Raw genomic sequence first — 20,731 nt, 5'->3', positions numbered from 1 at the left:
GTGACGGAGCAACTCGAGACTCCGAGACTGGTTCTTCGCCGCTGGGTCCCGTCTGATCGTGAGCCCTTCGCCGCGATGAACGCCGACCCCGAGGTGATGCGTTACTTTCCCGCGGTGCAGAGCAGGGAGCGCAGCGATATCTCGGCCGACCGACTAGATGCCGGGTTCGACCTGCATGGCCACGGTCGTTGGGCGCTGGAGCGTCGTGACACGGGTGAGTTCATCGGCTTCACGGGCATCGGGCCGATGCCAGAGGGTGTGCCCGGTTCTGATGGCATGGAGATCGGTTGGCGGATCGCCCGCGCCCACTGGCGGCAGGGTTTCGCCCTCGAGGCGGCGACCGCCTCGCTGGACGCCGCGTTCGCATCGGATGCAGCCCCGCAGCTTCTCGAGGTGAACTCCATCACCGCGGCGATCAATGAGCCGTCGCGCGGCGTGATGCGCCGACTGGGTATGCGTCACGTCGACGACTTCGCGCATCCGGACGTGCCCGACGGCTCGCCCATCAGCGCGTGTGTGCGCTACGTACTCACCCGAGACGAATGGATGCGGTCGCGCCCGAGCGCGTAGTGGCGTTTTCTGCCGCGTGCAGCGCGCTGGGTCAGGACACCTCGGAGCGGCGCGATTCCTCTCGCTCCCGCTCGCGGATGAAGTCCGCGGCGGTGAGGCCGTGCACGCGCTTGGCGTACATCGAGGCGTTCAAGCCTTCGACGAAGACGCCAGGGTCGGCATTGAGCGCCGTGGCGAGGCGAACGAGCGTCTCGACGTTCGGATGGACCTGGCCGCGTTCGATCTTGCCGACGCTGGTCCAGTGCATCTCTGACAGCGAAGCAAGGTCTTCAAGAGTCAGCCCCAACTTCAGACGCTGTTCGCGCACTCGATCGCCGAGAATCGCGGCGGCATCCGAGTGCGTTTTGGTCACGCGTCATGATGTCGCGCATAAGAGAAGCGAGGCCAGAGCGTCGAAGCTCAATGCGTTTGTGCCCTGCGTCGTCTAGCGTCTCGGCAGGACCGCCGGGTCAGCGGGCGAGGTACTCGCGCGTGGGCTGGCGGCGGTAGCCGTCATTGGCGACGGCGCGCACGGTTGCGGCGACTCCGGCAACCGAGATGATGGCGAAGATGGACGATACGACGATGGCGATAAGCATGATGAGTAAACCTTTCTTGTGATAAGTCTCAACTTCTTAACACGGAAGCACAACTAACTATTTCTATGGCAGAGAAGTATTTTTGCTACTTAGTTTTCGCTCTCTGTAAGCGCATCACTCGGCTATCAGCTTTTCCCCGACCGCCGCTCCGTAAACTGGACTCCGTGGTAGCCAGCCAGATCCATCTCGTGCGTCACGGCGAGGTCTTCAATCCCCAACGTGTGCTCTACGGGCGACTCCCGGGATTCGGCCTCTCCGACCTCGGTCACGAGATGGCGCGCTCCGCCGCGGCCGAGCTCGTCGAGAGGCGCCGCAGCATCAGCGCTCTCTACGCATCCCCCCTTCAGCGCACACAGGAGTCGGCCCAGCCGGTCTCGCAGGCGTTCGAGCTGCCCATCATCACCGATCCGCGCATCATCGAGCCCACTAACCGTTTCGAGGGATTGAGCATGCGCGGCCGTAGCTCCGCTCTCAAGAATCCCCGCACGTGGCCGTGGCTCCGCAACCCCACCGTTCCCAGCTGGGGAGAGCCCTACGCCTCGATAAAGATTCGGATGCTCGCGGCGATGAATGACGCCTACAACTCCGTCGAGTCAGGAGACGTGGTTCTCGTGAGCCATCAACTGCCCATCTGGACGACCCATCTCGCGATCGCCGGCAAACCTCTCTTCCATGATCCGCGCCGCCGCCGCTGCGAGCTCTCGAGCATCACGAGCTTCGAGCGCGTCGGCAACCGCTGGGTCGAGGCGGGTTACGTCGACCCCGCGGCCGACCTCGCCGAGAACGCGACAGACGTGGGTGCCGTATGACGGGCATCCGGATGCGCCGCGCGGCTCGAGCAGGTGTGGCGGGCCTCGTCGTGGCCGGCGCCCTGCTGCTGGCGGGGTGCTCGAACGACCCCCTGGCCGATCAGTACCTCTCGGGCGACAGCAAGAACTACATCGCCGGAGACGGCACGGTCACCGAGATCGAGCCCGATTCGCGTCAGCAGCCGGTCGACTTCAGCGGCACCACTGCCGAGGGCTCTGCTGTGAGCCAGGCCGACTACTCGGGTGAGGTCGTCGTGCTCAACTTCTGGTACGCCAGCTGCGCACCGTGCCGAGTCGAGGCCCCCGAACTCGCCAAGCTCAGCGAGAAATACGATGGACAGGGCGCGAGCTTCCTCGGCGTCAACGTGCGCGATCAGGCCCCCCAGGCCATCAGCTTCGAAAAGAACTACGGCATCACCTACCCCTCGGTCATCGATACCGACGGCGCGCTGCAGCTCGCGTTCAGCGGAGAGGTGTCGCCGAACGCCGTGCCGACCACTCTCGTGATCGACAAACAAGGCCGGGTCGCCGCGCGGATCCTCGGCCAGGTGAGCGAGCCGTCGATTCTCGACACGCTCATTCGTGACACCATCGCCGAGTCGAGCTAGCACCGGTGAACAATCCCTTCGCGGAGGCGGTGCTCTCCGGGCAGTTGTTGCTCGCCCTGCCGATCGCCTTGCTGGCCGGGCTCGTCTCGTTCGCGTCGCCGTGCGTTCTGCCACTGGTACCCGGCTACCTCGGTTACGTCGGCGGCTTCGCGTCTGCTCCGGATGCGACGGGTCGCGCGCGCGGCCGAGGCCGGCTGCTTCTCGGCGTGGCCCTGTTCGTGCTTGGCTTCTCGCTGGTCTTCGTCGCCTACGGAGCGGCCTTCGGTGCGGTCGGTGCCTGGCTCACCACCTGGCAAGACCTGATCACGCGCATCCTCGGCGTCGTGGTCATCGTGCTGGGCCTGGTCTTCATCGGCCAGTTCACCTTCATGCAGCGTACGTTCAAGCCGTCGTGGGCTCCCGCCACCGGGCTGGCTGGTGCGCCGTTGCTCGGCATCGTGTTCGGGCTCGGCTGGACTCCCTGCATCGGCCCGACCCTTTCTGCAATCGCGGCGCTGAGCCTCAACGGAGCCTCTCCCTGGCGTGGTGCCCTGCTCGGCCTGGTGTACTGCATCGGCCTCGGCATCCCCTTCTTCCTCGTCGCTCTGGGCTTCAACTGGGTCACCGGATCCGTCGCATTCCTCAAGCGGCATATTCGCGCGGTCAACATCATCGGCGGGGCACTGCTCATCGCCGTCGGTCTCTTGATGGTCTCGGGAATCTGGACCATCGTCATGAACAACCTGCAGGGGGTGATGTTCTCCTTTGTCTCGCCCGTCTGATCATTTCGATTCCCCGAGCCCGGCGCCCGAGTCCGCACGTAACGGCGACTCGGCATCCATCACCCAGCCGAAGCTGGGTGTGGTCGGCTGGCTGCGCTGGTTCTGGCGGCAGTTGTCGAGCATGCGCACGGCGCTGTTCCTGCTGTTGCTGCTCGCGTTGGCGGCTGTGCCGGGCTCGCTCGTGCCTCAGCGCTCGAGCGACCCGAACGGCGTCACGCAGTACTTCGTCGACAATCCCACACTGGCGCCGATCCTCGACAGCGTGCAGATGTTCTCTGTCTACAGCTCGGTGTGGTTCTCGAGCATCTACCTGCTGCTGTTCATCTCGCTCGTCGGCTGCGTCATTCCCCGTACCAAGCATCACTTCGATGCGCTCCGTTCGGCTCCGCCGAAGACTCCCGCTCGACTCGAACGGCTCGGAGGGTTCACGACGCGTCAGGCCGAAGGCGACTCGGCGGCCATTCTCGAGTCGGCTCGCTCGATCCTCAAGAAGTCGGGTTACCGGGTTCGCATGTTCCAGGATGCGCGCTCCACGTCGGTCTCAGCCGAGCGGGGTTATGCGCGCGAGACCGGCAACCTGGTCTTTCACACGGCACTCGTCGGCATCCTCGTCACGGTCGGAATCGGCGGCGGCTTCGGTTATGCAGGCCAGCGTGTGGTGGTCGAGGGGCAGACGTTCGTGAATACGCTGCTCGCCTTCGACTCGTTCAACCCGGGGCGCTTCTTCTCTGACGACACATTGACGCCCTTCACCCTGCGGCTCGACAAGTTCGACGCCACCTATGAGACCAAGAACCTCAACGCGTTCGGGCAGCCCATCGACTACTCCGCGCACGTGACGACGACCGAAGACGGTCAGGAGTCCGACGGCGAAGTCAAGGTGAACAGCCCACTCAAGATCGGCGGCTCCGATGTCTACCTGCTCGGAAACGGCTATGCGCCGACGCTCACCGTCAAGAACCCTCAGGGCGACGTCGTCTTCACCGACTCGGTGCCCTTCCTGCCCCAAGACGCCAACCTCACCTCTCTCGGAGTCGTGAAGATCACTGACGGCCTGCCCAAGCAGGTGGGCATGATCGGCTTCTTCTACCCGACGCAGGATGTGGGGCCGAGCGGCGCCTTCTTCTCATCGTTCCCCGAGGCTGAGTATCCGGTTGTCACCCTCAACGTGTATGAGGGCGACCTCGGCCTCGACAAGGGCGTGCCGACATCCGTCTACTCGCTGGCCACCGACAAGATGACCCAGCTCAACGGAGGAAAGACCGGCGTCGACTCGATCGAGCTCAAGCCGGGCGAGACGGCCCAACTGCCAGACGGCCTCGGCTCGGTGACGCTCGACGGAGTCAAGCGCTTTGCGTCATTCGACATTCACCGCGATCCGACGCAGGCCTGGGTTCTCGTATTCGCCATTCTGGTGCTCGGCGGACTGCTGACGTCGCTGTTCATTCCGCGGCGCCGAGTGTGGGTGAAGCTCATCGAGAACGCCGACGGCACGGGCGTCACTCTCGAGTACGCCGGACTCGCGCGCGGCGACGACCCGCGTCTCGACGACGCCGTCGCCGAGATCGCCGACAAGCACATCAAGAGCCTTCCGACGTCTGCCGGCAAGACGACAACCACAAACCCCGGCGCGAACACGTCGGACGACGCTTAGGATTGCCATCGTGATGGAAACGCTCGAACAGTACTCGATTCTCCTCGTCTATTCGGCGATGGCGATCTACGCGCTCGCGTTTATCTCCTTCGCGCTCGACCTCGCGCGCCGCTCATCGCAGATGAAGGCCGCGGCGGCGGTTGCTGCAGCCCCTGAACTGGTCGGCGCGTCCGTGTCGGGGGCCGGCCTCTCGCACGGCACCCCGGTGAGCGATTCCTCCGTTTCTGCGGCCTCGGGCACGTCTGTTGTCGGTGGGCCCAATGACGGCGCGGTGGCCCCGAAGCGTTCCGTGAGCCTGCGCATCGGCGTCTCGCTCACCATTCTCGGATTCCTGCTGCAGCTGGTCGGTGTCGTGCTGCGCGGCGTCGCCGCCGAGCGGGTGCCGTGGGCCAACATGTACGAGTTCTCGATCACGGGAACCCTGCTGATCATGGCCGTCTTCCTCATCGTGCTGACTCGCGAAGACCTGCGCTTCCTCGGAACGTTCATCACCGGGCTGGTGCTGATCCTGCTGGGCGTCTCGACGGTCAACTACTACGTGGCTGTCGTGCCGTTGCCGCCGGCGCTCGAGTCCGCGTGGCTCGTCATCCACGTGTTCGTGGCCAGCCTGGGCACCGCGTTCTTCGCGCTCGGTGGTGCGCTCTCCGGCATCCAGTTGTTGCAGAACCGTCGCGAGGCGTCGCCCAAATCGCGCTTCCTGAACTTCCGTCTACTCGATACGCTGCCGAACTCGGTGCGCCTCGAGAACCTCGCCTACCGCATCAACATCGTCGGCTTCGTCTTCTGGACCTTCACCCTGATTGCCGGCGCCGTCTGGGCTGAGCGAGCGTGGGGCCGCTACTGGGGCTGGGACACCAAAGAGGTGTGGACCTTCATCATCTGGGTCATCTACGCCGGCTACATCCACGCTCGCGCCACCAAGGGCTGGCGCGGATCGCGGTCGGCATGGCTCGCGCTGATCGGTTTCGCCGCTGTGCTGTTCAACTTCGGCGTCGTGAACGTGTTCTTCAAGGGACTGCACGCCTACTCGGGCCTGTAGACCGCGCGATCGAGCGCCGCGCACGACGAGTAGTAGAACGAGTACGACCGCGGCGAATCCGGCCAGCAGTACCGTGACCGTGAGAATCTGGCCCGCGAGAACGCTGATGTAGATGATCGGCGCGAGCGCGATAAGGCTGACCAGTCGAGGTCGAAGCTCCGACTGAATCCACCCTGACATGGCGACGATCGTCAGCGCAGACACAAGAGTCCACACGGAATGACCGCCGCAACTCAGGAAAAACCGCCGAAAGAGCGCGGTTTCGTTCACGGCAGCGCGCTTCTACCTGAGTTGTAGCGGGCTGCCGGTGTCAGTGCTGTGTCAGTGCTGGTCGGTGCGTGCCACGATCTCGGCGTAGTGCTGAACGAAGGTCGGGTCGTACGGAGCACGGGCGAGCATACGTTCGAGCAAGTGGCGGGCCCCCGCCACGTCGCCGGATCGGTCGAGTCCGAGGGCCAGTGCCTTCGCCACGGTGACGTCGTTCGGGGTGACCGAGATGGCCCTGTTTCCCCAGCTCACCGCATAGTCGGCGGCGGTCGGCACATCGTTGAGCGCTGAACGGGCGAACGCCCTGGTCGCGAGTTTTGCGATGTCGCTGTCCCACGGGCGCAGAGACTGCGCCAATTCGAACTGCGCGTTCGCATCGATCTCGCGGCGCATGTCCGCGAGATCCGAACCGTTCTGCAGCGGAATCTCGGCTGCGGCTGTGACCCCGAGAAATGCGGCCCACGCAACCGCGCCGCTCAGCGCCAGAGAGCGGACGACCCGTCGGCGCGCAGACCGGACGGAACGTCCCGGAGCCTGCGCCGTGGCATCCGAGGGTCGGGCTTTCGCTACGACAAAGCCCACGAGGAGGCAGCCCAGGATCTGCGTCGATGGCGCTGTGAATGCTGACAGCAACACGCCTCCGAGCGTCATGAGCGCCAGAACGGCACCCGCGGTGAGAGCCGCGCTCTCGGCATCCGCCGAACTCCCGCCCTGATTACCGAGTCGCCACCAGCGACGAAGGCCTACAGCCAAGACAGCAAGGGCAAGGCCCACGACCCCCGCCAGGGTGAGCAGCCCGCCCGTTGCCGCTGCCTGAAACAGCAGGCTGTGGGGCGAGTCGAGGACGGTCGTGCCCACCGAGTCGTACCACTCCTGCGTGTGGAATGGGACGATGGCGTCGACGTATCCGCTCGGGCCCACCCCCGTGATTGGTCTGTTGGCGATGAGCCCGACGGTTTCCTGCCACATGGCCGCGCGGTCGGTGGCGCTCTTCATGGCGGAGCCGGTCAGATCGGTGAAGCGGTCTCGCATAGACGGCGTGGCGATCGCGAGGGCCGCAACGGCCGCGAGCCCCGCTGCCACCGCTATTCCGCCACGAATGACCCCCGTGGCGTTGGATGCGCTGTTCGGCGAACCGTCGAGGGCTCGGCTGTCAGCAACACGCTGCTGCCCCCGACGCCGGCGCGAGGTGATGAACTCGCCGACGGCTACAGCCGGGATGACGATGATCACCATGACGAGCGCGGCGCGGCACCCCGACCAGAAAACGGTCAGCAGCGCCAGAGTGGTGGCGCTGACCAGAAGAACCCGCGCGGGCCAGGCGCGTCGGAACCATAACCGGTGCCCCCGACGACAGGCGAGGAGCAGGGTCGGCAGAAGCAACGCGAACATCATGGCCGCGAGCGTGCCCTGATCGGTGGCCTGGCCTACGAGCCCGCCGGGACGTTCGATGTCGGTCGGAATGGGTCGAAGGCCCGTGGACTCGATGGCACTGACGGCACCCTGCGCGATGGCGGCTGCGCAGACCGCAAGGTAGAGCGCCGTGCGAGCGCTGCCAGGGCGTGCGAGAAGTCGCGCGCCGATCCAGGCGCTCGCCACGTAGACCGGCAGAGTGACTGCGCCCTCGTAGCGTGGCCAGCGGCCCCAGAACTGTGCCGAAGGACTCTCGCCGAGCAACGCCGCTATCGCGAGGAATGCGAACAGCGCCGTGATCGACAGAACGAACCATCGTGGCATTCTGCCCTGCGGCGTGGCGAGAATCGCCGGAATGACGGCGATCGCGAGGAGAGCATCTTTCGGTAGGAACCAGCGAACCAGTCCTCCCGGGAGGAAGACGATAGTCGCGGCTACGGCGAGCGTGATCGCAGCGAACGCACTGACAGCCCGGAGGGCATCCCGGTTGATGCCGGGTGCCCTTCGGGCTGTCTGGGCGACGACGAGCGACAGAGAATCAGGCCTTCGGTGAGGCTGCGCTGAGCGTGCCGCGACCGACCCGCCGGCTCACGAGAACGCCAGCGCCGGCGAGCAGGAGAAGCGCGCCGGCTCCACCAGCGAGGTCACCCGCGAAGCCTGTCTGGGCGAGTGTCGCCTGATCGGTGATCGTCACTGTGGCGACGACAAAGACTCGCCCGGTGCTGACGTCTTCGATCTCGATGGTGTGCACGCCGGCGGCGGCAGCTGAGGGAACCAAGAATGTGGCAGTGACTGTGCCGTCTGCTGCGACGGTCGCGGTGGCCACGAGGATCGGGTCGGAATGGAACCAGACCTTGGCCTCGCCCTGGGGGGTGAAGCCTTCGCCCGTCACGGTGAGCTGGCTCCCGCGGGCGACGGTGAGCGTCGATCCTTCGATGAGGCGTGCTGTGAGCCCGGTCGTCGACGTTCCGGAGCCTGTCCCAGGACCAGTTCCGGTGCCGGATCCACCAGAACTCGAACCACCCGAGCCGGAGCCGCTGCTGCCAGAGCTGGTTCCTCCAGAACCCGAACTCGTGCCGCCGCTGCCAGAGCTGGTTCCCCCGGAACCGGAACTCGTTCCGGTGGGTTCTGCCGATGCGGCGCTGGCGTTGAAGCCGACACCCGCGACGGCGAGCGCCCCGATTGCGGCGACGGTGCAGACGGCGCGCACGCGCGATGCGAGGAGGAGTGCCATTGGGGACCTTTCGTCGGTGCTGTGCCCGGAAGATAGGGGACGGCCGCGTTTTGCTGGGTGAGCCGGACGACATTCCAGATTTTCGGGAAATTGCCAGCCAGAGCGACGTTAGCGAGAATTCGTAGTTATTTCATACCCCCAGTTCGGGGCTTATGGCACAGCGTGACGACTTTGCGCACATGACGCGAGCGCTTGCTATCGATCGGGTCGAACCAGCTCGAGGGTGGTGAGTGCCTCGTAGCAACGGCTGATTCTGGCTCGCCACCAGGCGTCGCGCTCGACCGATGCCGCGTGCTGCGTCAGCAAGGCGTCGTCGAGTTCGACGCGTTCCACCTCGATGAAGCCGTCGACGGCGCGCACGGGCCGCGCCGTCACATCCGCCGCCAGCAGCGACGCCGTGCCAAGCCCGCAGTCGAAGTCGAGTGTGGGGATGCTGGCGGCGAGCCAGGCTCCCATCGACAGGCCCACCGACGTGTCGAGGGCGCTCGAGACGACGACGGGCAGCCCGGCTTCGCCAACGATGTCGAGTGCCGAGTGCACGCCGCCCAGCGGCTGCGCCTTGATCACCAGGAGGTCTGCGGCCCCCGCGCGCGCGACCTCGAGAGGGTCGTCGGCTCGGCGAACGCTCTCGTCGGCAGCGATCGGGATGTCCCAGTCGTGCAGGCGCTCGCGCAGTTCGGCGAGTTCGGCGATCGAGGCGCACGGTTGCTCGACATACTCGAGGTCGAATTCGGCCAGTGAATGGATGGCGTGCTCGGCCTCGTCGACATTCCAGCCGCCGTTGCCATCGACGCGGATGCGCCCCTCGGCACCGAGCGCCGCACGCACGGCCCGCACGCGGGCGACGTCGTCGGCGAGTACCTGTCCTGCTTCCGCGACCTTCACCTTTGCGGTGCGGCACCCGTCGTACAGGGCGAGCACCTCGGGTACCCGCGACGCATCCACCGCGGGAACCGTGGCGTTCACGCGGATGCGGTCGCGCAGGGGAGAGGGCTGCGCCCGCCACCCGAAGTCGATGGCTGCGGCGAGCCAGGTGGCCGCCTCGATGTCGTCGTATTCGGCGAAGGGCGAGAACTCCGTGGAGCCCTCGGGTCCGCGGAACACCACTGCCTCGCGGGTGTCGATGCGTCGAAACCGGGTGGTCAGCGGAAGAGAGACGACGTGCGCGGCGGCGAGCAGTTCGGCAAGAGCGGGGAGTGCGGGGGAGGCCATGCTCCAGCGTAGGCCGACGTCTCGGTTTGATTCGGTGCACGTGGAGCATGTCCTCGTCGAATAGCGACGAGGGTCCGCTCAGGCTGAACCGTTTCTGCTCCGCGAGCCTAGAAGAGCGAAGGCGGGGCGGTGTCTTCGGCCAGAACGGCCTCGACCGGGGCGGATGCGGCGGCGCCCGGCCATCCCGGACCACTCGGCACGGCCGTGCGGTTCTGGTACGCCGTCGATGCGGCTCGGGCGCGCGCGTCGGCCGCCTCGTTCATGGGGTGGTTCGCGTGCCCCTTGACCCACTCGAAGGTCACGACCCGCCCCTGTAGAGCGTCGTCGAGCTGCTTGATGATCTCGACGTTGAGCACCGGCTTGCCGTCGGCCTTGCGCCAGCCCTTGCGCTTCCAGCCCGCCATCCACTCGGTGCACGCCTTGATGGTGTACTGGCTGTCGCAGATGATGTGCAGCGGCTCGTTCTCGCCCTCGGTCGCGCGCAGCAGCTCGAGCACGGCGGTGAGTTCGCCGATGTTGTTCGTGGCGCGGGGCCAGCCGCCCGCCGCCCAGCGCTCATCGTCGACGTACCAGGCCCAGCCTGCGGGGCCGGGGTTGCCGAGGGCTGAGCCGTCTGCGGAAGCGACGATCGTCACGGGGGGACTCCTTCTGGCGCACAAAGCGGGAATGCGCACTATCGAGGGTAGGCGACCCGGGCTGACAGACTGAACGCATGCGCGACGACACGTCCCCGGCGCACGACGACGAGGCGCCCGGTATCCCCGACTACGGCACGCCCGGTGGCACGCCGCCACGCGTGGGTGGGCCCGCCTACGGCTCCCCCCGGCAGGCGCGAACGGTGTCGGATGCGCCGGGTCAGGCGCTCGAGACAGAGCCGGGCGACGACGAGGGCGGCCTTGCAGGGTTTCTGGATGCGGTGCAAGACCGCGCGCAGGCAGTTCTCTCCGACCTCGGCATCGGCCCGGACGACGACCTGCCGACGGTCTCAGACGGTGTCGACTGGTCGCTCTATCCGGGAACGCGGGCGGGTGATGCCGAGTTCGTTCTGGCGGCGCTGTCGCAGGAGGAGGTCATCGAGCGCAACGAGGCTCTGCTCGCGCGGCTGCGCGATGCCATCACCCCGCAGTTCGGTTTGAGTTGGGGGCTGTTCGGCGAGATCCCGCGCATCGACTCGGAGCTCAACGACTGGGGAGGCGAGAGTCTGCTCGAGACGTGCACTACCGGAACCTGGCGCTCCACGGCGAAGCTCACGAATCCGCTCGTCAAGATGCAGCTCGTCGACCTGGTCACGGGCCTGCTCCAGGCCGAGGGCTTTCACGACGTGACCTTGCGGAACGACCCGGCCCACGCATCCGGGGCCGCGGCCCTCGCTGCGGTGGAGCACGAGTTCGGAGGCATGACTCTGCGGGATCAGGTCGTGTGGTCGCTTGTCGCCCGCGAGTCGGTGCACTCACGCAGCGAGTTCGAGCTCACGATCATCGAGCTGAAGCACGATCGCACGGGGCGCTTTCTCGAGGCGGCGCGGGCGAGAGCAGAGCTTCGCGGCGGGCCGATGAGCTCGGTCGACCTCGAGATCGTGAGTCGCGGAACACTGCCCGCAGAGCTGGAGGACGAGTTTCGTGACAGGGCGCGCCGCTACGACGACCGCGAGCCGCCCGCGCCGTAACCTCGGCCCGCCGCGCTGGTCGAGTAGCGAGCAACGAACCGACTATCGAGATCACGACGGATGTGATCTCGATACGCGGTGCTCGTTCCTCGCGACCGCTACTCGATCGGCGCGGGGCTGGCAGACTGGCAGCATGTCTGAAACGCCGTTCGTCTCTGAGATCTTCGATGCTTCCGAATGGGCCACAGCGCCCGGGGCGAGCGCCCTGACCGACATCACCTACCACCACACGAACGACGGGCGCGTGGCGCGCATCGCCTTCAACAGGCCCGAGGTGCGCAACGCGTTCCGCCCGCACACCGTCGACGAGCTCTACCGTGCGCTCGATGATGCGCGGCAGAATCCGCGCATCGGAGTCGTGCTGCTCACCGGAAACGGCCCGAGCCCGAAAGATGGCGGCTGGGCCTTCTGCTCGGGCGGCGACCAGCGCATCCGGGGTCGTGACGGGTACCAGTACGCCGACGGCACCGCGCCCGACGGCCCCCTCGCCGGCGCCGCGACCGGGCGACTGCACATCCTCGAGGTGCAGCGACTCATCCGCACGATGCCCAAGGTCGTCATCGCCGTCGTGCCCGGTTGGGCGGCCGGCGGCGGGCACTCACTGCACGTGGTCTGCGATCTGTCGATCGCGAGCGAAGAGCATGGCAAGTTCAAACAGACGGATGCCGATGTCGGCTCGTTCGACGCAGGTTACGGCAGCGCATATTTCGCCAGGCAGGTCGGGCAGAAGTTCGCGCGCGAGGTCTTCTTTCTCGCGCGTGAGTACTCGGCGCAGCGGGCCTACGAGATGGGCGCGGTGAATGCGGTGGTGCCGCACGCCGAGCTCGAGAAGGAAGCCTTGGACTGGGCACGCACGATCCTGACCAAGTCGCCCACGGCCATCCGCATGCTCAAATTCGCGTTCAACGCGGTCGACGACGGGCTCATGGGCCAGCAGGTCTTCGCGGGCGAGGCCACGCGGCTGGCCTATGGAACAGACGAGGCCGTCGAGGGGCGTGACTCGTTCCTCGAGAAACGTGAGCCCGACTGGTCTCCGTTCCCCTACCACTACTGAGGGCTTGCCGCCGGAGATCTCGATACGGCCGCGGGCGGCCTACTCGATCAGCGAGAGGGTCCGCCGGTCGAGTAGTCGCGCGACGAAGGAGCCGACGTATCGAGACCATTAGCTTGCGCACAATTGAATTGTGCGCAATGCTTTTGTCGTGACCGAAACGACGAAAGCACCTGCAGCGCAGCAGCCCTTCGTGGTCGACGAGCTCGTCTGCTTCGCTCTCTACAACGCGTCGCACGCCATCACTCAGACGTACCGCTCGGTGCTCGCACCCTGGGGGCTCACGTACCCGCAGTACCTCGTGTTCGTCGTTCTCTGGAATGAGGGGGCGATGTCGCTCCGTGACCTCGGCTCGAGGCTCGAACTCGACTCCGGCACCCTCTCGCCGCTCACGAAGCGCATGGAGGAGGCCGGCTACCTCGAGCGCGCCCGCGCATCCGACGATGCCAGAGTCGTGACGATCGGCCTCACAGATAAAGGCGAGCGGATGCGCGAGGAGCTCGCTGCCGTTCCCGCCTGCGTTGCCGGCGCGATGAAGCTCGACCTCGCCACGGCGACGCAGCTCCGCGGCGTGCTGAAGCAGCTGGCCGACGACACCCGCTCGTTCGACACCACCCAGACCACCGGCGCACCCGACGTCGGTCGATGAAAGGAAACACCATGGAGATTCTCTACACCGCTGAAGCCCTGTCGACCGGCGAAGGCCGCAACGGCCACGTGCGCACGAGCGACGGACAGGTCGACCTCGACCTCGCCATTCCCAAGGAGATGGGCGGATCGGGCAACGGAGCGAACCCCGAAGACCTGTTCGCTGCCGGCTACGCGGCCTGCTTCCACTCCGCTCTGCAGAGCGTCGCCCGCGCCCGCAAGGTGAAGATCTCCGACTCGAGCGTCGGCGGTCGCGTGCACATCGGACCAAACGGTGAAGGCGGATTCCAGCTCGCCGTTCTGCTCGAGGTCGTCCTTCCGGGCCTGCCGCTCGCTGAGGCTCAGGAGCTGGCCGACGCTGCGCACCAGGTCTGCCCGTACTCCAACGCCACCCGTGGCAACATCGACGTTCAGATCGTCGTCGAAGAGGGCTAGTCTCCTCCGTTCCCGTGCCGAGCGCGGGTGTTCTCGCCGACCGCCGTGGCCTAGCCACCGCGCAGCGCGAGAACACCCGCGTTCGGCGATTCGGGGCAGACGTTACCCACCGGAAACACGCGCTCACGTAGGGTGAACGGATGACACGCCCGCTCGACATCGTGGTTGCGAACGATCCCATGGCCGTGCTTCCGCGCCTGCGTGAAGCCCTGTCGCAGGGAGGCGCGGCCATCCTGCCCCGGCTCGAAGAGCAACGGGCCCCCGATTCCCGGCCGCAGCCGAGGCACGCGGCCCCCGCTCCCGGCGAAACACCCACAGTGCGAGAGAACCCCGTTCCCGATCACGTGGCCACGAACGTCGCCCTCGTGATCGAGACGTCGGGCTCGTCGGGCGCGCCCAAGCGCGTGGCCCTGTCGACCGGCGCCCTTCTCGCCAGCGCCGCCGCGGTCGAGAGCGAACTCGGCGGCAACGGGCAGTGGCTGCTGTCTCTGCCCACCAACTACATCGCCGGCGTGCAGGTTCTGGTGCGCTCCATCGTGGCCGGAACGGCTCCCGTCATTCAGCCGCCCGGCCACTTCTCGGCCCGCGTCTTCGCGTCTCTCGTCGACGAGATGGATGCCCCGCTGCGGTTCGCCTCGCTGGTTCCGGCTCAGCTGGCCCGGGTCATCGACGCGGGCGAGGCTGATGCGGGCATCCGGCAGCAGCTGCGTCGCCTCGACGCGATTCTCGTGGGCGGGCAGGCGTTGCCGGCCGCGCTCTTCGAGCGGGCCGTCGAGCTCGGCCTCACCGTTCGTCGCACGTACGGCTCCTCCGAGACGGCGGGCGGATGCGTGTACGACGGCATCCCGCTCAGCCAGGTTCAGGCGCGGGTGAGCGCGGGGGAGATCGAACTCTCAGGTCCCATGCTTGCCGAGGGATACCTCGGCGACCCCGAACTCACCGACCGCAAGTTCCGCACCGAGAACGGTCGCCGCTGGTACCGCACAGCCGACTCCGGCGACGTGGTCGGCGGTGTCGTGCGTGTCTCCGGCCGCATCGACAACGTCATCATCTCGGGTGGAATCAAGGTGTCGCTCGACCGCGTCGAGCGTGTTGTGCAGTCGATCGAGGGGTTCCGCGGTGCAGTCGTGGTGCCGCAGCCCAGCGCCGAGTGGGGTCAGGTCTCGGTCGTCGTTACCGACGGTCCGGTGGATGCCGACAGCCTGCAGCGCGTGCGCGAGGCCGTGATCGCGGGGCCGGGTCGCGCGGCCGCACCCGTGCGCATCGTGACGGTCGAGGCCATGCCGACCCTCGCATCCGGCAAGCCCGACAGGATCAGCCTTGCCCGCTCGCTGGCTTCGGTCGACGCCGCAGGCGCTACCGACGCGCGCTGATCAGGCCGCGCGGAGCTTGTCGACTGCATTCTCGCGAAGGGTGCGGAGCCGCTTGTAGTACGCCGCGAGCATCGACACGAGCACCGCGGCGATCACGATGGAGATCGACGACCCGAGCAGCACGGCGAGCGTACCCTCGTCGGCCACCTCTTCTTGGCCGGCGAATGCGAGCTCGTTCATCAGCAGCGACACGGTGAACCCGACGCCTCCCAGAGCTCCAGCCGCGAGCAGCCCGTGCAGGGTGAGATGCGGGCGCTTCTCGCGTGGCCCGACAAAGCTCGAGAGCCATCCGCCGAGGCTGATGCCGATGATCTTGCCCACGGGCAGGGCGACCAGGATTCCCCAGAAGGGTGCGGCCAACTCGCTCGGAGCGACCTGCGGAATAGCGACGAGCGCGGCCGAGAAGGCGAAGATCGGAAGGATCGCGCCGTTCGTCACGGGCTCGAGCACGTGCCGCACGCGCATCGCGGGGACACGCACCATCGCGAGACCCAGAGCGACGCCGGCGATCGTGGCGTGCACGCCGGAGAGATACGTGAGCGACCACGTGACCAGGGCGACGATGCCCATCAGAATGCCCACCGGCATCCGATAACGACCGCCGAGGCTGCGGCTGAGCAACCAGAAGAGCGCGACTCCGACGGCAGCGAGGCCGATGAACAGCAGGTTGGGGTCGGCGGTGAAGAAGACGGCGATGATGAGGATCGCCACGATGTCGTCGAGGATCGCCAGCGCGAGAATGAAGATGCGCAGGCGTGACGGGATGCCCTTGCCGAAGACCGCGAGCACGCCGAGCGCGAAGGCGATGTCGGTGGCCGTGGGGATCGGCCACCCGCTCTCGTAGCCCGACCCCGACGTGAAAGCGACATAGATGAGTGCCGGAACGATCACGCCGCCGAGCGCAGCAATGGCGGGCCGCACAGCCTTCGACACGCTGTTGAGCTGGCCCACAGCGAACTCGTTCTTCAGCTCTACCGCGACCACGAAGAAGAAGATCGCGAGCAGGCCGTCGCTGATCCAGTGGCCCACAGAGAGATCGAGAGGGGTGCCGGGGATAGCGAGGTGAGCGTCTTGCAGCCTCATCAGGCCGGGCCCCGCAGGGGTGTTGGCGACGATGAGGCCGATGGCCGCGGCCACCAGGAGGACGAGGGCGGCGACGCGCTCCGATCGAATCACGCTCATGTGGTGTCCTTTGTGCCTCCGTGTCGGAGGGGTCGTGAAGCTGAAATGAAGCGATCCCCTGATCGCTTGCCGACCAGACTTCCCGGCGCACCAGCATCCATTCTACGTCGAGCCATACAATCGTCGGGTGCCTACGAGTAAGAAGTCGCCCCGCAAGAAGTCTCCGTCGCGAAAAGCCCGTCGTGTGAAGTCCAGCGGTCATCCGGCCGGGCCGCGCGTCGCGCCGAACCGCGTCGCGAAGGTCACGGCGCGCGACTGGATCGCTGGGGCGAGGCTGCGCACGCTTCCTCTTGCAATAGCGCCGGTTGCGCTCGGAACGGGTGCCGCCACGATCCTCGGTTCGGTGCACGACAAGCTGCCGCTGGTCGCCCTCTGCCTGGCCGTCTCGTTGCTGCTGCAGATCGGCGTGAACTACGCGAACGACTACTCCGACGGCATCCGGGGCACTGATGCGCACCGTGTCGGGCCTGCGCGGCTGACCGGCTCGGGCGCGGTGCGGCCGAAGCTGGTGTTGACGGTCGCTCTGGTGTTCTTCGGTCTGGCTGCGGCCGCCGGCATCGCCATCGTGATCATCACGCAGATCTGGTGGCTTCTCGCGGTGGGCGCCGTGGCCATTGTGGCCGCCTGGTTCTACACCGGCGGCAAGCGGCCCTATGGATACGCGGGGCTCGGTGAGCTCTTCGTGTTCGTCTTCTTCGGGTTGGTCGCCACCCTCGGCACGCTGTGGGTGCTGGCCCGCGACATCAGCCTCGAGGGGCTTCTCTCGGCCGTTGCAATCGGATTCATCTCGTGCGCCGTTCTGATGGTGAACAACATTCGCGACATTCCGCAGGACCGCATCGCGAAGAAGAAGACGCTCGCGGTGCGTGTCGGCGACCGAGCCGCGCGCATCCTGTACTGCGTCTACATGCTGATTCCGTTCGTGGTGGTGGGATTCCTGAGCGTGCTGTTCCCGCTCGCGATCCTCGTGTTCTTCGCGCTTTTGATTGCCCTTCCGGCGTGTCTGATCGTGCTGACCGCGAAGACGCCGAAAGAACTGATCCTGGCGCTGCAGCTCACGAGCCTCACCGGGCTCGTCTACGGGTTGGGCCTGGCGGCTGCCATCGCGTTCTAGCCCCGCGCTGGTCTCGATACGGCGGCTCCTTCGTCGCGCGCCTACTCGACCAGCGCAGGAAGTGTTGCGCTGGTCGAGTAGCTCGAGGCCGCCTGCGGCCGAGGCGTATCGAGACCACTGGACGCGAGGCGGTCGCCGCAGCGCCTAGAGTCGAGGCATGGCTGACTACTCGCGACCGAACACTTCTGCCGGCTGGGATGTCGGCGTTCGACAGACGGTGCCGGGTAGCCGCAAGGCCGTTTGGGTGTTCCTGATGGGCGAAGGCCTGCCGCTCTGGCTGGGCAAGACGACGAAGCTTCCTCTGGTCAAGGGCGCCGCCTATGAGACCGACGACGACATCACCGGACGCGTTCTCAGCGTGCAGCCCGGAGTCGATCTGCGCGTGAGCTGGCGGCCAGGCGAATGGAACCACGATTCCACTCTGCAGCTGAGTCTCAAAGAGGCCGACGGCGCGACCACCATCTCGTTTCACCAGCAGAAGCTCACCAGCCGCGACGAGCGCAAGATGATGCTCGGACGCTGGAAGGGTGTGGCCAGCGACCTCGAGAAGGCGCTGAAGCGCCAGGCGAAATAGCCCCAGAGACCTACGGCTGCTTGTCGGCGGCAGTGCCTTCGGCAGCGGTGCCGTCGACTGCCGCGTCTTCGATGTCTTCGTCGTCTCCCGCAGCAGACGACTGCGAGCGCTTCGTGCTGGCGCGCGCCTCATAGAGGCTCTTTGCCGCCTCCTCGCGCTGCCTGCGCAAGAAGATGAACGAGAGGCAGAAAGCGATGATCGCGGCGAGCAGCGCCGAGATCCATGCGGGCACACCCCCCGGTGTCAGGAGCAGCAGCAGAATCGCGAGGACGACGGCGAACAGCCCGATGCGGATGAGCGAGAAGAGCAACCATGTGCGTCGAGGATTCACGGCACTCAGTGTATGCGCTCCTCCTCTGGCAACCCCCGGGCAAACGTACGGTTACCGCGCCTATCATTAGTTCATGGCCCGCTTGCTGTTCGTCCTCGGTATCGTCGCCGTGACGTTCATGATCTATTCGATCGTCGACGCCGCCCTGCGGCCTGTCCGCCTTGTTCGAGGCCTTCCCAAGTGGGCGTGGCTCCTCGTCATCATCGTCATTCCCATCATCGGTGGGGTTCTCTGGTTCGTCATCGGCCGCGGCCGCGAGCAGAAGGCCGCCGTGTATCGCACGCTGGGTCCGGATGACGACCCCGACTTCCTCGGCAAGCTCGGTTACACGACTCCGCGCGACCCCGCAGCCGAGGCTCGCACCGACGAGCAGATCCGCGACCTCGAGAAGCGTCTCGCCGAGCAGGCAGGCGACAACCCCTCTGACGACCCCACATCGGGGCGCAGAGGAAAGCCCGGCCCGGCCTAGTGAGCCCGGCAACGGACTTCTCCGTCGCCCTCCTCACGCACCTAGCGGCTCGGGGGCTTCGCCATGTCGTGCTCACTCCGGGGTCGCGTTCTCAGGCGCTCGCCCTGGCCGCCGCCGAACTCGATCGTCGCGGCATCCTCGATCTCACCGTTCGCGTCGACGAGCGGTCGGCGGCGTTCACCGCTCTTGGTATCGCCCGTGAGACCGGCCTCCCCGTAGCAATCGTCACGACGTCGGGAACAGCCGTGGGCAATCTGCTGCCCGCTGTGATGGAGGCGCATCACAGTGGAGTGCCGCTAATCGTTCTCTCGGCCGATCGCCCCGCGGAGCTGCGCGGCACCGGCGCGAATCAGACCACCTGGCAGCCCGGCATCTTCGGTGCCTTCGTGAGGCTCGAGCTCGACGTGGAGCCGCCTTCTGCTCCCGCAGCTGAGCCGGTCGACGAGGCTCTCGGCCTGTCGCCCGACCCCGAGACGCTCGCGACGAATGCAACGGATGCCGCGCTCGGGCGCGAAGGCATGCCCGGCCCCGTGCACCTCAATCTGCAGTTCCGAGAACCGCTTTCGGGAGCCTTCCCCGAGTTGCCGGCAACAAATCTCGGTGACCCGGCCCCGTCGCATCCGGCGCTCGCCCATGCGTTGGAGCCCGGACCGCGCACCGTCGTCGTCGCGGGCGACGGCGCGGGCGCCGAGGCCGAAGAACTCGCTCACGCGGGCGGATGGCCTCTGATCGCCGAGGTCTCGAGCGGTGCGCGCTTCGGCCCGAACCTGATCGTCGCCTACCGTGCTCTGCTCGCCGGTGACCTGGCTGCGCACGTCGAGCGCGTCGTCGTCTTCGGCCATCCGACCCTGAGCCGCGAGGTGCCCGCTCTGCTCGCGCGGCCCGATGTGCAGCTCGTGGTCGTGGCATCCGGTGGCGAGCGAATCACGCCCGGGCACGACGGGCGGATGCTGGTCGACCGGGTCGAGGCGAGCGCCGAGGCCATCGCCGCAAGTCGAGAACCGGATGCCCGCGCCTGGCTCGGCCGCTGGGTCATGGCGAGCAGACACCAGCTCGAGCTCGACGACCCGGAACTTCCTGCGCCCGATGTCGAGGCTCCCCGCTCGGGTGACCTCGGCCGCCGCCGCGAATATGCGAAGGCCGAACTGGCCGCCGCACGGGCATCCATCTCGAGACCGGTTTTGGCTCTCGCGGTATGGCGCGCTACGTGGCCGCACGACCGGCTGGTGTTGGGCGCATCACGACTGATTCGCGAGGTCGACAAGATCGTGCCCGGCAAGAAGATCACAGTGCACGCCAACCGTGGGCTCGCCGGCATCGACGGAACCGCCTCGACCGCGATCGGCGTCGCCCTGGCCAGCCAGACCGATGCGAAGGGCGGAATCACGCGAGTGCTGCTCGGCGATCTGACGCTTCTGCATGACGTGGGTGGCCTGTTGATCGGTGACGGCGAGAGACGCCCGCGCGTTCAGCTCATCGTGGCGAACGACGGCGGCGGCACGATCTTCGACTCGCTCGAGGTCGCAGCCACGGCAGACCCGGATGCCTTCGCTCGTGTGATGCGCACCCCCCAGTCGGTCTCGATCGAGCAGCTCGCCGCGGCATACGGCTGGAGCTACACGAGGGTCTCGACGCGCGCTGAGCTCGATCGTGCGCTGACGAGTCCCGCGGGGCCGCTGAGCATCGTCGAGGTTCCGTTCGGCGAAATGCAGTGACGCGCGCCTGCCCCTTTGCTAGGTTGCC

23 protein-coding genes are annotated in these 20,731 nt (G+C 66.7%); 15 read left to right on the top strand and 8 right to left on the bottom strand.

Annotated features, from left to right (window positions below):
* The gene (locus B9Y86_RS03790) at nucleotides 1-570 is read left to right on the top strand and encodes a GNAT family N-acetyltransferase (RefSeq protein WP_085483057.1); all 570 of its coding nucleotides are present in this window, start codon (nucleotides 1-3) and stop codon (nucleotides 568-570) included.
* A gap of 31 nt (nucleotides 571-601) precedes the next feature.
* On the opposite strand, the gene B9Y86_RS03785 is transcribed toward B9Y86_RS03790, so the two are convergent.
* Together B9Y86_RS03785 and B9Y86_RS17815 are read right to left on the bottom strand one after the other, a co-directional pair.
* Nucleotides 602-922: a helix-turn-helix domain-containing protein gene (locus B9Y86_RS03785; protein ID WP_085483055.1), complete on the bottom strand. Its 321-nt coding sequence runs from the start codon at nucleotides 920-922 to the stop codon at nucleotides 602-604.
* A gap of 97 nt (nucleotides 923-1,019) precedes the next feature.
* A complete protein-coding gene (locus tag B9Y86_RS17815; RefSeq protein ID WP_280522292.1) occupies nucleotides 1,020-1,148 on the bottom strand; it encodes a hypothetical protein in 129 nt (42 codons plus the stop codon).
* A gap of 164 nt (nucleotides 1,149-1,312) precedes the next feature.
* Between B9Y86_RS17815 and B9Y86_RS03780 the strand changes: the two genes are divergently transcribed.
* The 5 genes from B9Y86_RS03780 to ccsB are packed head-to-tail and all read left to right on the top strand — an operon-like array spanning nucleotide 1,313 to nucleotide 6,019.
* On the top strand, nucleotides 1,313-1,957 hold the full coding sequence (locus B9Y86_RS03780) for a histidine phosphatase family protein (RefSeq protein WP_085483053.1): 645 nt from the start codon (nucleotides 1,313-1,315) through the stop codon (nucleotides 1,955-1,957).
* Nucleotides 1,954-2,565 carry a TlpA family protein disulfide reductase gene (locus B9Y86_RS03775; protein ID WP_085483051.1) on the top strand — a complete coding sequence of 204 codons (612 nt, stop codon included), beginning with the start codon at nucleotides 1,954-1,956 and terminating at the stop codon, nucleotides 2,563-2,565. Before B9Y86_RS03780 ends, B9Y86_RS03775 begins: the two co-directional genes overlap by 4 nt.
* 5 nt (nucleotides 2,566-2,570) lie before the next feature.
* Entirely contained in the window at nucleotides 2,571-3,326 is a 756-nt protein-coding gene (locus tag B9Y86_RS03770) for a cytochrome c biogenesis CcdA family protein (protein WP_085483049.1), read from the top strand.
* Complete coding sequence (gene resB / locus B9Y86_RS03765; protein WP_085483047.1) at nucleotides 3,310-4,980, top strand: cytochrome c biogenesis protein ResB; 1,671 nt, start codon at nucleotides 3,310-3,312, stop codon at nucleotides 4,978-4,980. The genes B9Y86_RS03770 and resB overlap by 17 nt, the downstream gene beginning before the upstream one ends.
* Nucleotides 4,981-4,993: 13 nt before the next feature.
* Nucleotides 4,994-6,019 (top strand): c-type cytochrome biogenesis protein CcsB, encoded by a 1,026-nt coding sequence (gene ccsB, locus B9Y86_RS03760; protein WP_085483045.1) that lies wholly within the window; start codon nucleotides 4,994-4,996, stop codon nucleotides 6,017-6,019.
* Between the two features lie 321 nt (nucleotides 6,020-6,340).
* Here ccsB and B9Y86_RS03755 read toward each other — a convergent pair whose 3' ends face one another.
* The 4 genes from B9Y86_RS03755 to B9Y86_RS03740 form a co-directional block, all read right to left on the bottom strand.
* The gene (locus tag B9Y86_RS03755) at nucleotides 6,341-8,023 is read right to left on the bottom strand and encodes an O-antigen ligase family protein (protein WP_085483042.1); all 1,683 of its coding nucleotides are present in this window, start codon (nucleotides 8,021-8,023) and stop codon (nucleotides 6,341-6,343) included.
* Nucleotides 8,024-8,237: 214 nt separating this feature from the next.
* A complete protein-coding gene (locus B9Y86_RS03750) occupies nucleotides 8,238-8,933 on the bottom strand; it encodes a hypothetical protein (protein WP_085483039.1) in 696 nt (231 codons plus the stop codon).
* Nucleotides 8,934-9,128: 195 nt separating this feature from the next.
* A complete protein-coding gene (locus B9Y86_RS03745) occupies nucleotides 9,129-10,145 on the bottom strand; it encodes an o-succinylbenzoate synthase (RefSeq protein WP_085483037.1) in 1,017 nt (338 codons plus the stop codon).
* Between the two features lie 107 nt (nucleotides 10,146-10,252).
* Nucleotides 10,253-10,780, bottom strand: a complete 528-nt coding sequence (locus tag B9Y86_RS03740) for a ribonuclease H family protein (RefSeq protein WP_085483035.1) — start codon at nucleotides 10,778-10,780, stop codon at nucleotides 10,253-10,255.
* A gap of 77 nt (nucleotides 10,781-10,857) precedes the next feature.
* Between B9Y86_RS03740 and B9Y86_RS03735 the strand changes: the two genes are divergently transcribed.
* From B9Y86_RS03735 to B9Y86_RS03715, 5 genes are all read left to right on the top strand, one after another.
* A complete protein-coding gene (locus B9Y86_RS03735; protein ID WP_085483033.1) occupies nucleotides 10,858-11,811 on the top strand; it encodes a hypothetical protein in 954 nt (317 codons plus the stop codon).
* A 133-nt stretch (nucleotides 11,812-11,944) separates the two neighbouring features.
* A complete protein-coding gene (locus B9Y86_RS03730; RefSeq protein ID WP_085483031.1) occupies nucleotides 11,945-12,865 on the top strand; it encodes a 1,4-dihydroxy-2-naphthoyl-CoA synthase in 921 nt (306 codons plus the stop codon).
* A gap of 148 nt (nucleotides 12,866-13,013) precedes the next feature.
* Nucleotides 13,014-13,511 (top strand): MarR family winged helix-turn-helix transcriptional regulator, encoded by a 498-nt coding sequence (locus tag B9Y86_RS03725; protein ID WP_217809156.1) that lies wholly within the window; start codon nucleotides 13,014-13,016, stop codon nucleotides 13,509-13,511.
* Between the two features lie 11 nt (nucleotides 13,512-13,522).
* On the top strand, nucleotides 13,523-13,945 hold the full coding sequence (locus B9Y86_RS03720; RefSeq protein WP_085483029.1) for an organic hydroperoxide resistance protein: 423 nt from the start codon (nucleotides 13,523-13,525) through the stop codon (nucleotides 13,943-13,945).
* A gap of 140 nt (nucleotides 13,946-14,085) precedes the next feature.
* Nucleotides 14,086-15,318: an AMP-binding protein gene (locus B9Y86_RS03715; RefSeq protein ID WP_085483027.1), complete on the top strand. Its 1,233-nt coding sequence runs from the start codon at nucleotides 14,086-14,088 to the stop codon at nucleotides 15,316-15,318.
* Here B9Y86_RS03715 and B9Y86_RS03710 read toward each other — a convergent pair whose 3' ends face one another.
* Complete coding sequence (locus B9Y86_RS03710; protein WP_085483025.1) at nucleotides 15,319-16,500, bottom strand: Na+/H+ antiporter NhaA; 1,182 nt, start codon at nucleotides 16,498-16,500, stop codon at nucleotides 15,319-15,321.
* Nucleotides 16,501-16,627: 127 nt separating this feature from the next.
* On the opposite strand from B9Y86_RS03710, the gene B9Y86_RS03705 reads away from it, so the two are divergent.
* Both B9Y86_RS03705 and B9Y86_RS03700 read left to right on the top strand, forming a co-directional pair.
* The gene (locus B9Y86_RS03705; RefSeq protein ID WP_217809155.1) at nucleotides 16,628-17,614 is read left to right on the top strand and encodes a 1,4-dihydroxy-2-naphthoate polyprenyltransferase; all 987 of its coding nucleotides are present in this window, start codon (nucleotides 16,628-16,630) and stop codon (nucleotides 17,612-17,614) included.
* A 157-nt stretch (nucleotides 17,615-17,771) separates the two neighbouring features.
* Entirely contained in the window at nucleotides 17,772-18,188 is a 417-nt protein-coding gene (locus B9Y86_RS03700) for an SRPBCC domain-containing protein (RefSeq protein WP_085483021.1), read from the top strand.
* Between the two features lie 10 nt (nucleotides 18,189-18,198).
* Here the strand turns inward: B9Y86_RS03700 and B9Y86_RS03695 are convergent, their stop codons facing one another.
* Complete coding sequence (locus B9Y86_RS03695; RefSeq protein ID WP_176223243.1) at nucleotides 18,199-18,519, bottom strand: DUF4229 domain-containing protein; 321 nt, start codon at nucleotides 18,517-18,519, stop codon at nucleotides 18,199-18,201.
* A gap of 73 nt (nucleotides 18,520-18,592) precedes the next feature.
* On the opposite strand from B9Y86_RS03695, the gene B9Y86_RS03690 reads away from it, so the two are divergent.
* The gene (locus B9Y86_RS03690) at nucleotides 18,593-18,988 is read left to right on the top strand and encodes a PLDc N-terminal domain-containing protein (protein ID WP_085483017.1); all 396 of its coding nucleotides are present in this window, start codon (nucleotides 18,593-18,595) and stop codon (nucleotides 18,986-18,988) included.
* Nucleotides 18,988-20,703: a 2-succinyl-5-enolpyruvyl-6-hydroxy-3-cyclohexene-1-carboxylic-acid synthase gene (menD, locus tag B9Y86_RS03685; RefSeq protein WP_244894616.1), complete on the top strand. Its 1,716-nt coding sequence runs from the start codon at nucleotides 18,988-18,990 to the stop codon at nucleotides 20,701-20,703. Before B9Y86_RS03690 ends, menD begins: the two co-directional genes overlap by 1 nt.
* The last annotated feature ends 28 nt before the right edge of the window (nucleotides 20,704-20,731 follow it).

The organism is Agreia pratensis (genome assembly GCF_900177685.1).
In the GTDB taxonomy this organism is placed as follows: domain Bacteria; phylum Actinomycetota; class Actinomycetes; order Actinomycetales; family Microbacteriaceae; genus Agreia; species Agreia pratensis.
Note: the sequence above shows the minus strand (reverse complement) of the source record. Positions and strands in the feature narration are given on the sequence as shown.

Coding starts and splice junctions, on each gene's coding strand:
- B9Y86_RS17815 (WP_280522292.1), bottom strand. CDS start 1,148: ATGCTTATCGCCATCGTCGTATCGTCCATCTTCGCCATCATCTCGGTT.
- B9Y86_RS03775 (WP_085483051.1), top strand. CDS start 1,954: ATGACGGGCATCCGGATGCGCCGCGCGGCTCGAGCAGGTGTGGCGGGC.
- ccsB (WP_085483045.1), top strand. CDS start 4,994: ATGGAAACGCTCGAACAGTACTCGATTCTCCTCGTCTATTCGGCGATG.
- B9Y86_RS03755 (WP_085483042.1), bottom strand. CDS start 8,023: ATGCCACGATGGTTCGTTCTGTCGATCACGGCGCTGTTCGCATTCCTC.
- B9Y86_RS03750 (WP_085483039.1), bottom strand. CDS start 8,933: ATGGCACTCCTCCTCGCATCGCGCGTGCGCGCCGTCTGCACCGTCGCC.
- B9Y86_RS03745 (WP_085483037.1), bottom strand. CDS start 10,145: ATGGCCTCCCCCGCACTCCCCGCTCTTGCCGAACTGCTCGCCGCCGCG.
- B9Y86_RS03735 (WP_085483033.1), top strand. CDS start 10,858: ATGCGCGACGACACGTCCCCGGCGCACGACGACGAGGCGCCCGGTATC.
- B9Y86_RS03730 (WP_085483031.1), top strand. CDS start 11,945: ATGTCTGAAACGCCGTTCGTCTCTGAGATCTTCGATGCTTCCGAATGG.
- B9Y86_RS03720 (WP_085483029.1), top strand. CDS start 13,523: ATGGAGATTCTCTACACCGCTGAAGCCCTGTCGACCGGCGAAGGCCGC.
- B9Y86_RS03715 (WP_085483027.1), top strand. CDS start 14,086: ATGACACGCCCGCTCGACATCGTGGTTGCGAACGATCCCATGGCCGTG.
- B9Y86_RS03710 (WP_085483025.1), bottom strand. CDS start 16,500: ATGAGCGTGATTCGATCGGAGCGCGTCGCCGCCCTCGTCCTCCTGGTG.
- B9Y86_RS03700 (WP_085483021.1), top strand. CDS start 17,772: ATGGCTGACTACTCGCGACCGAACACTTCTGCCGGCTGGGATGTCGGC.
- B9Y86_RS03690 (WP_085483017.1), top strand. CDS start 18,593: ATGGCCCGCTTGCTGTTCGTCCTCGGTATCGTCGCCGTGACGTTCATG.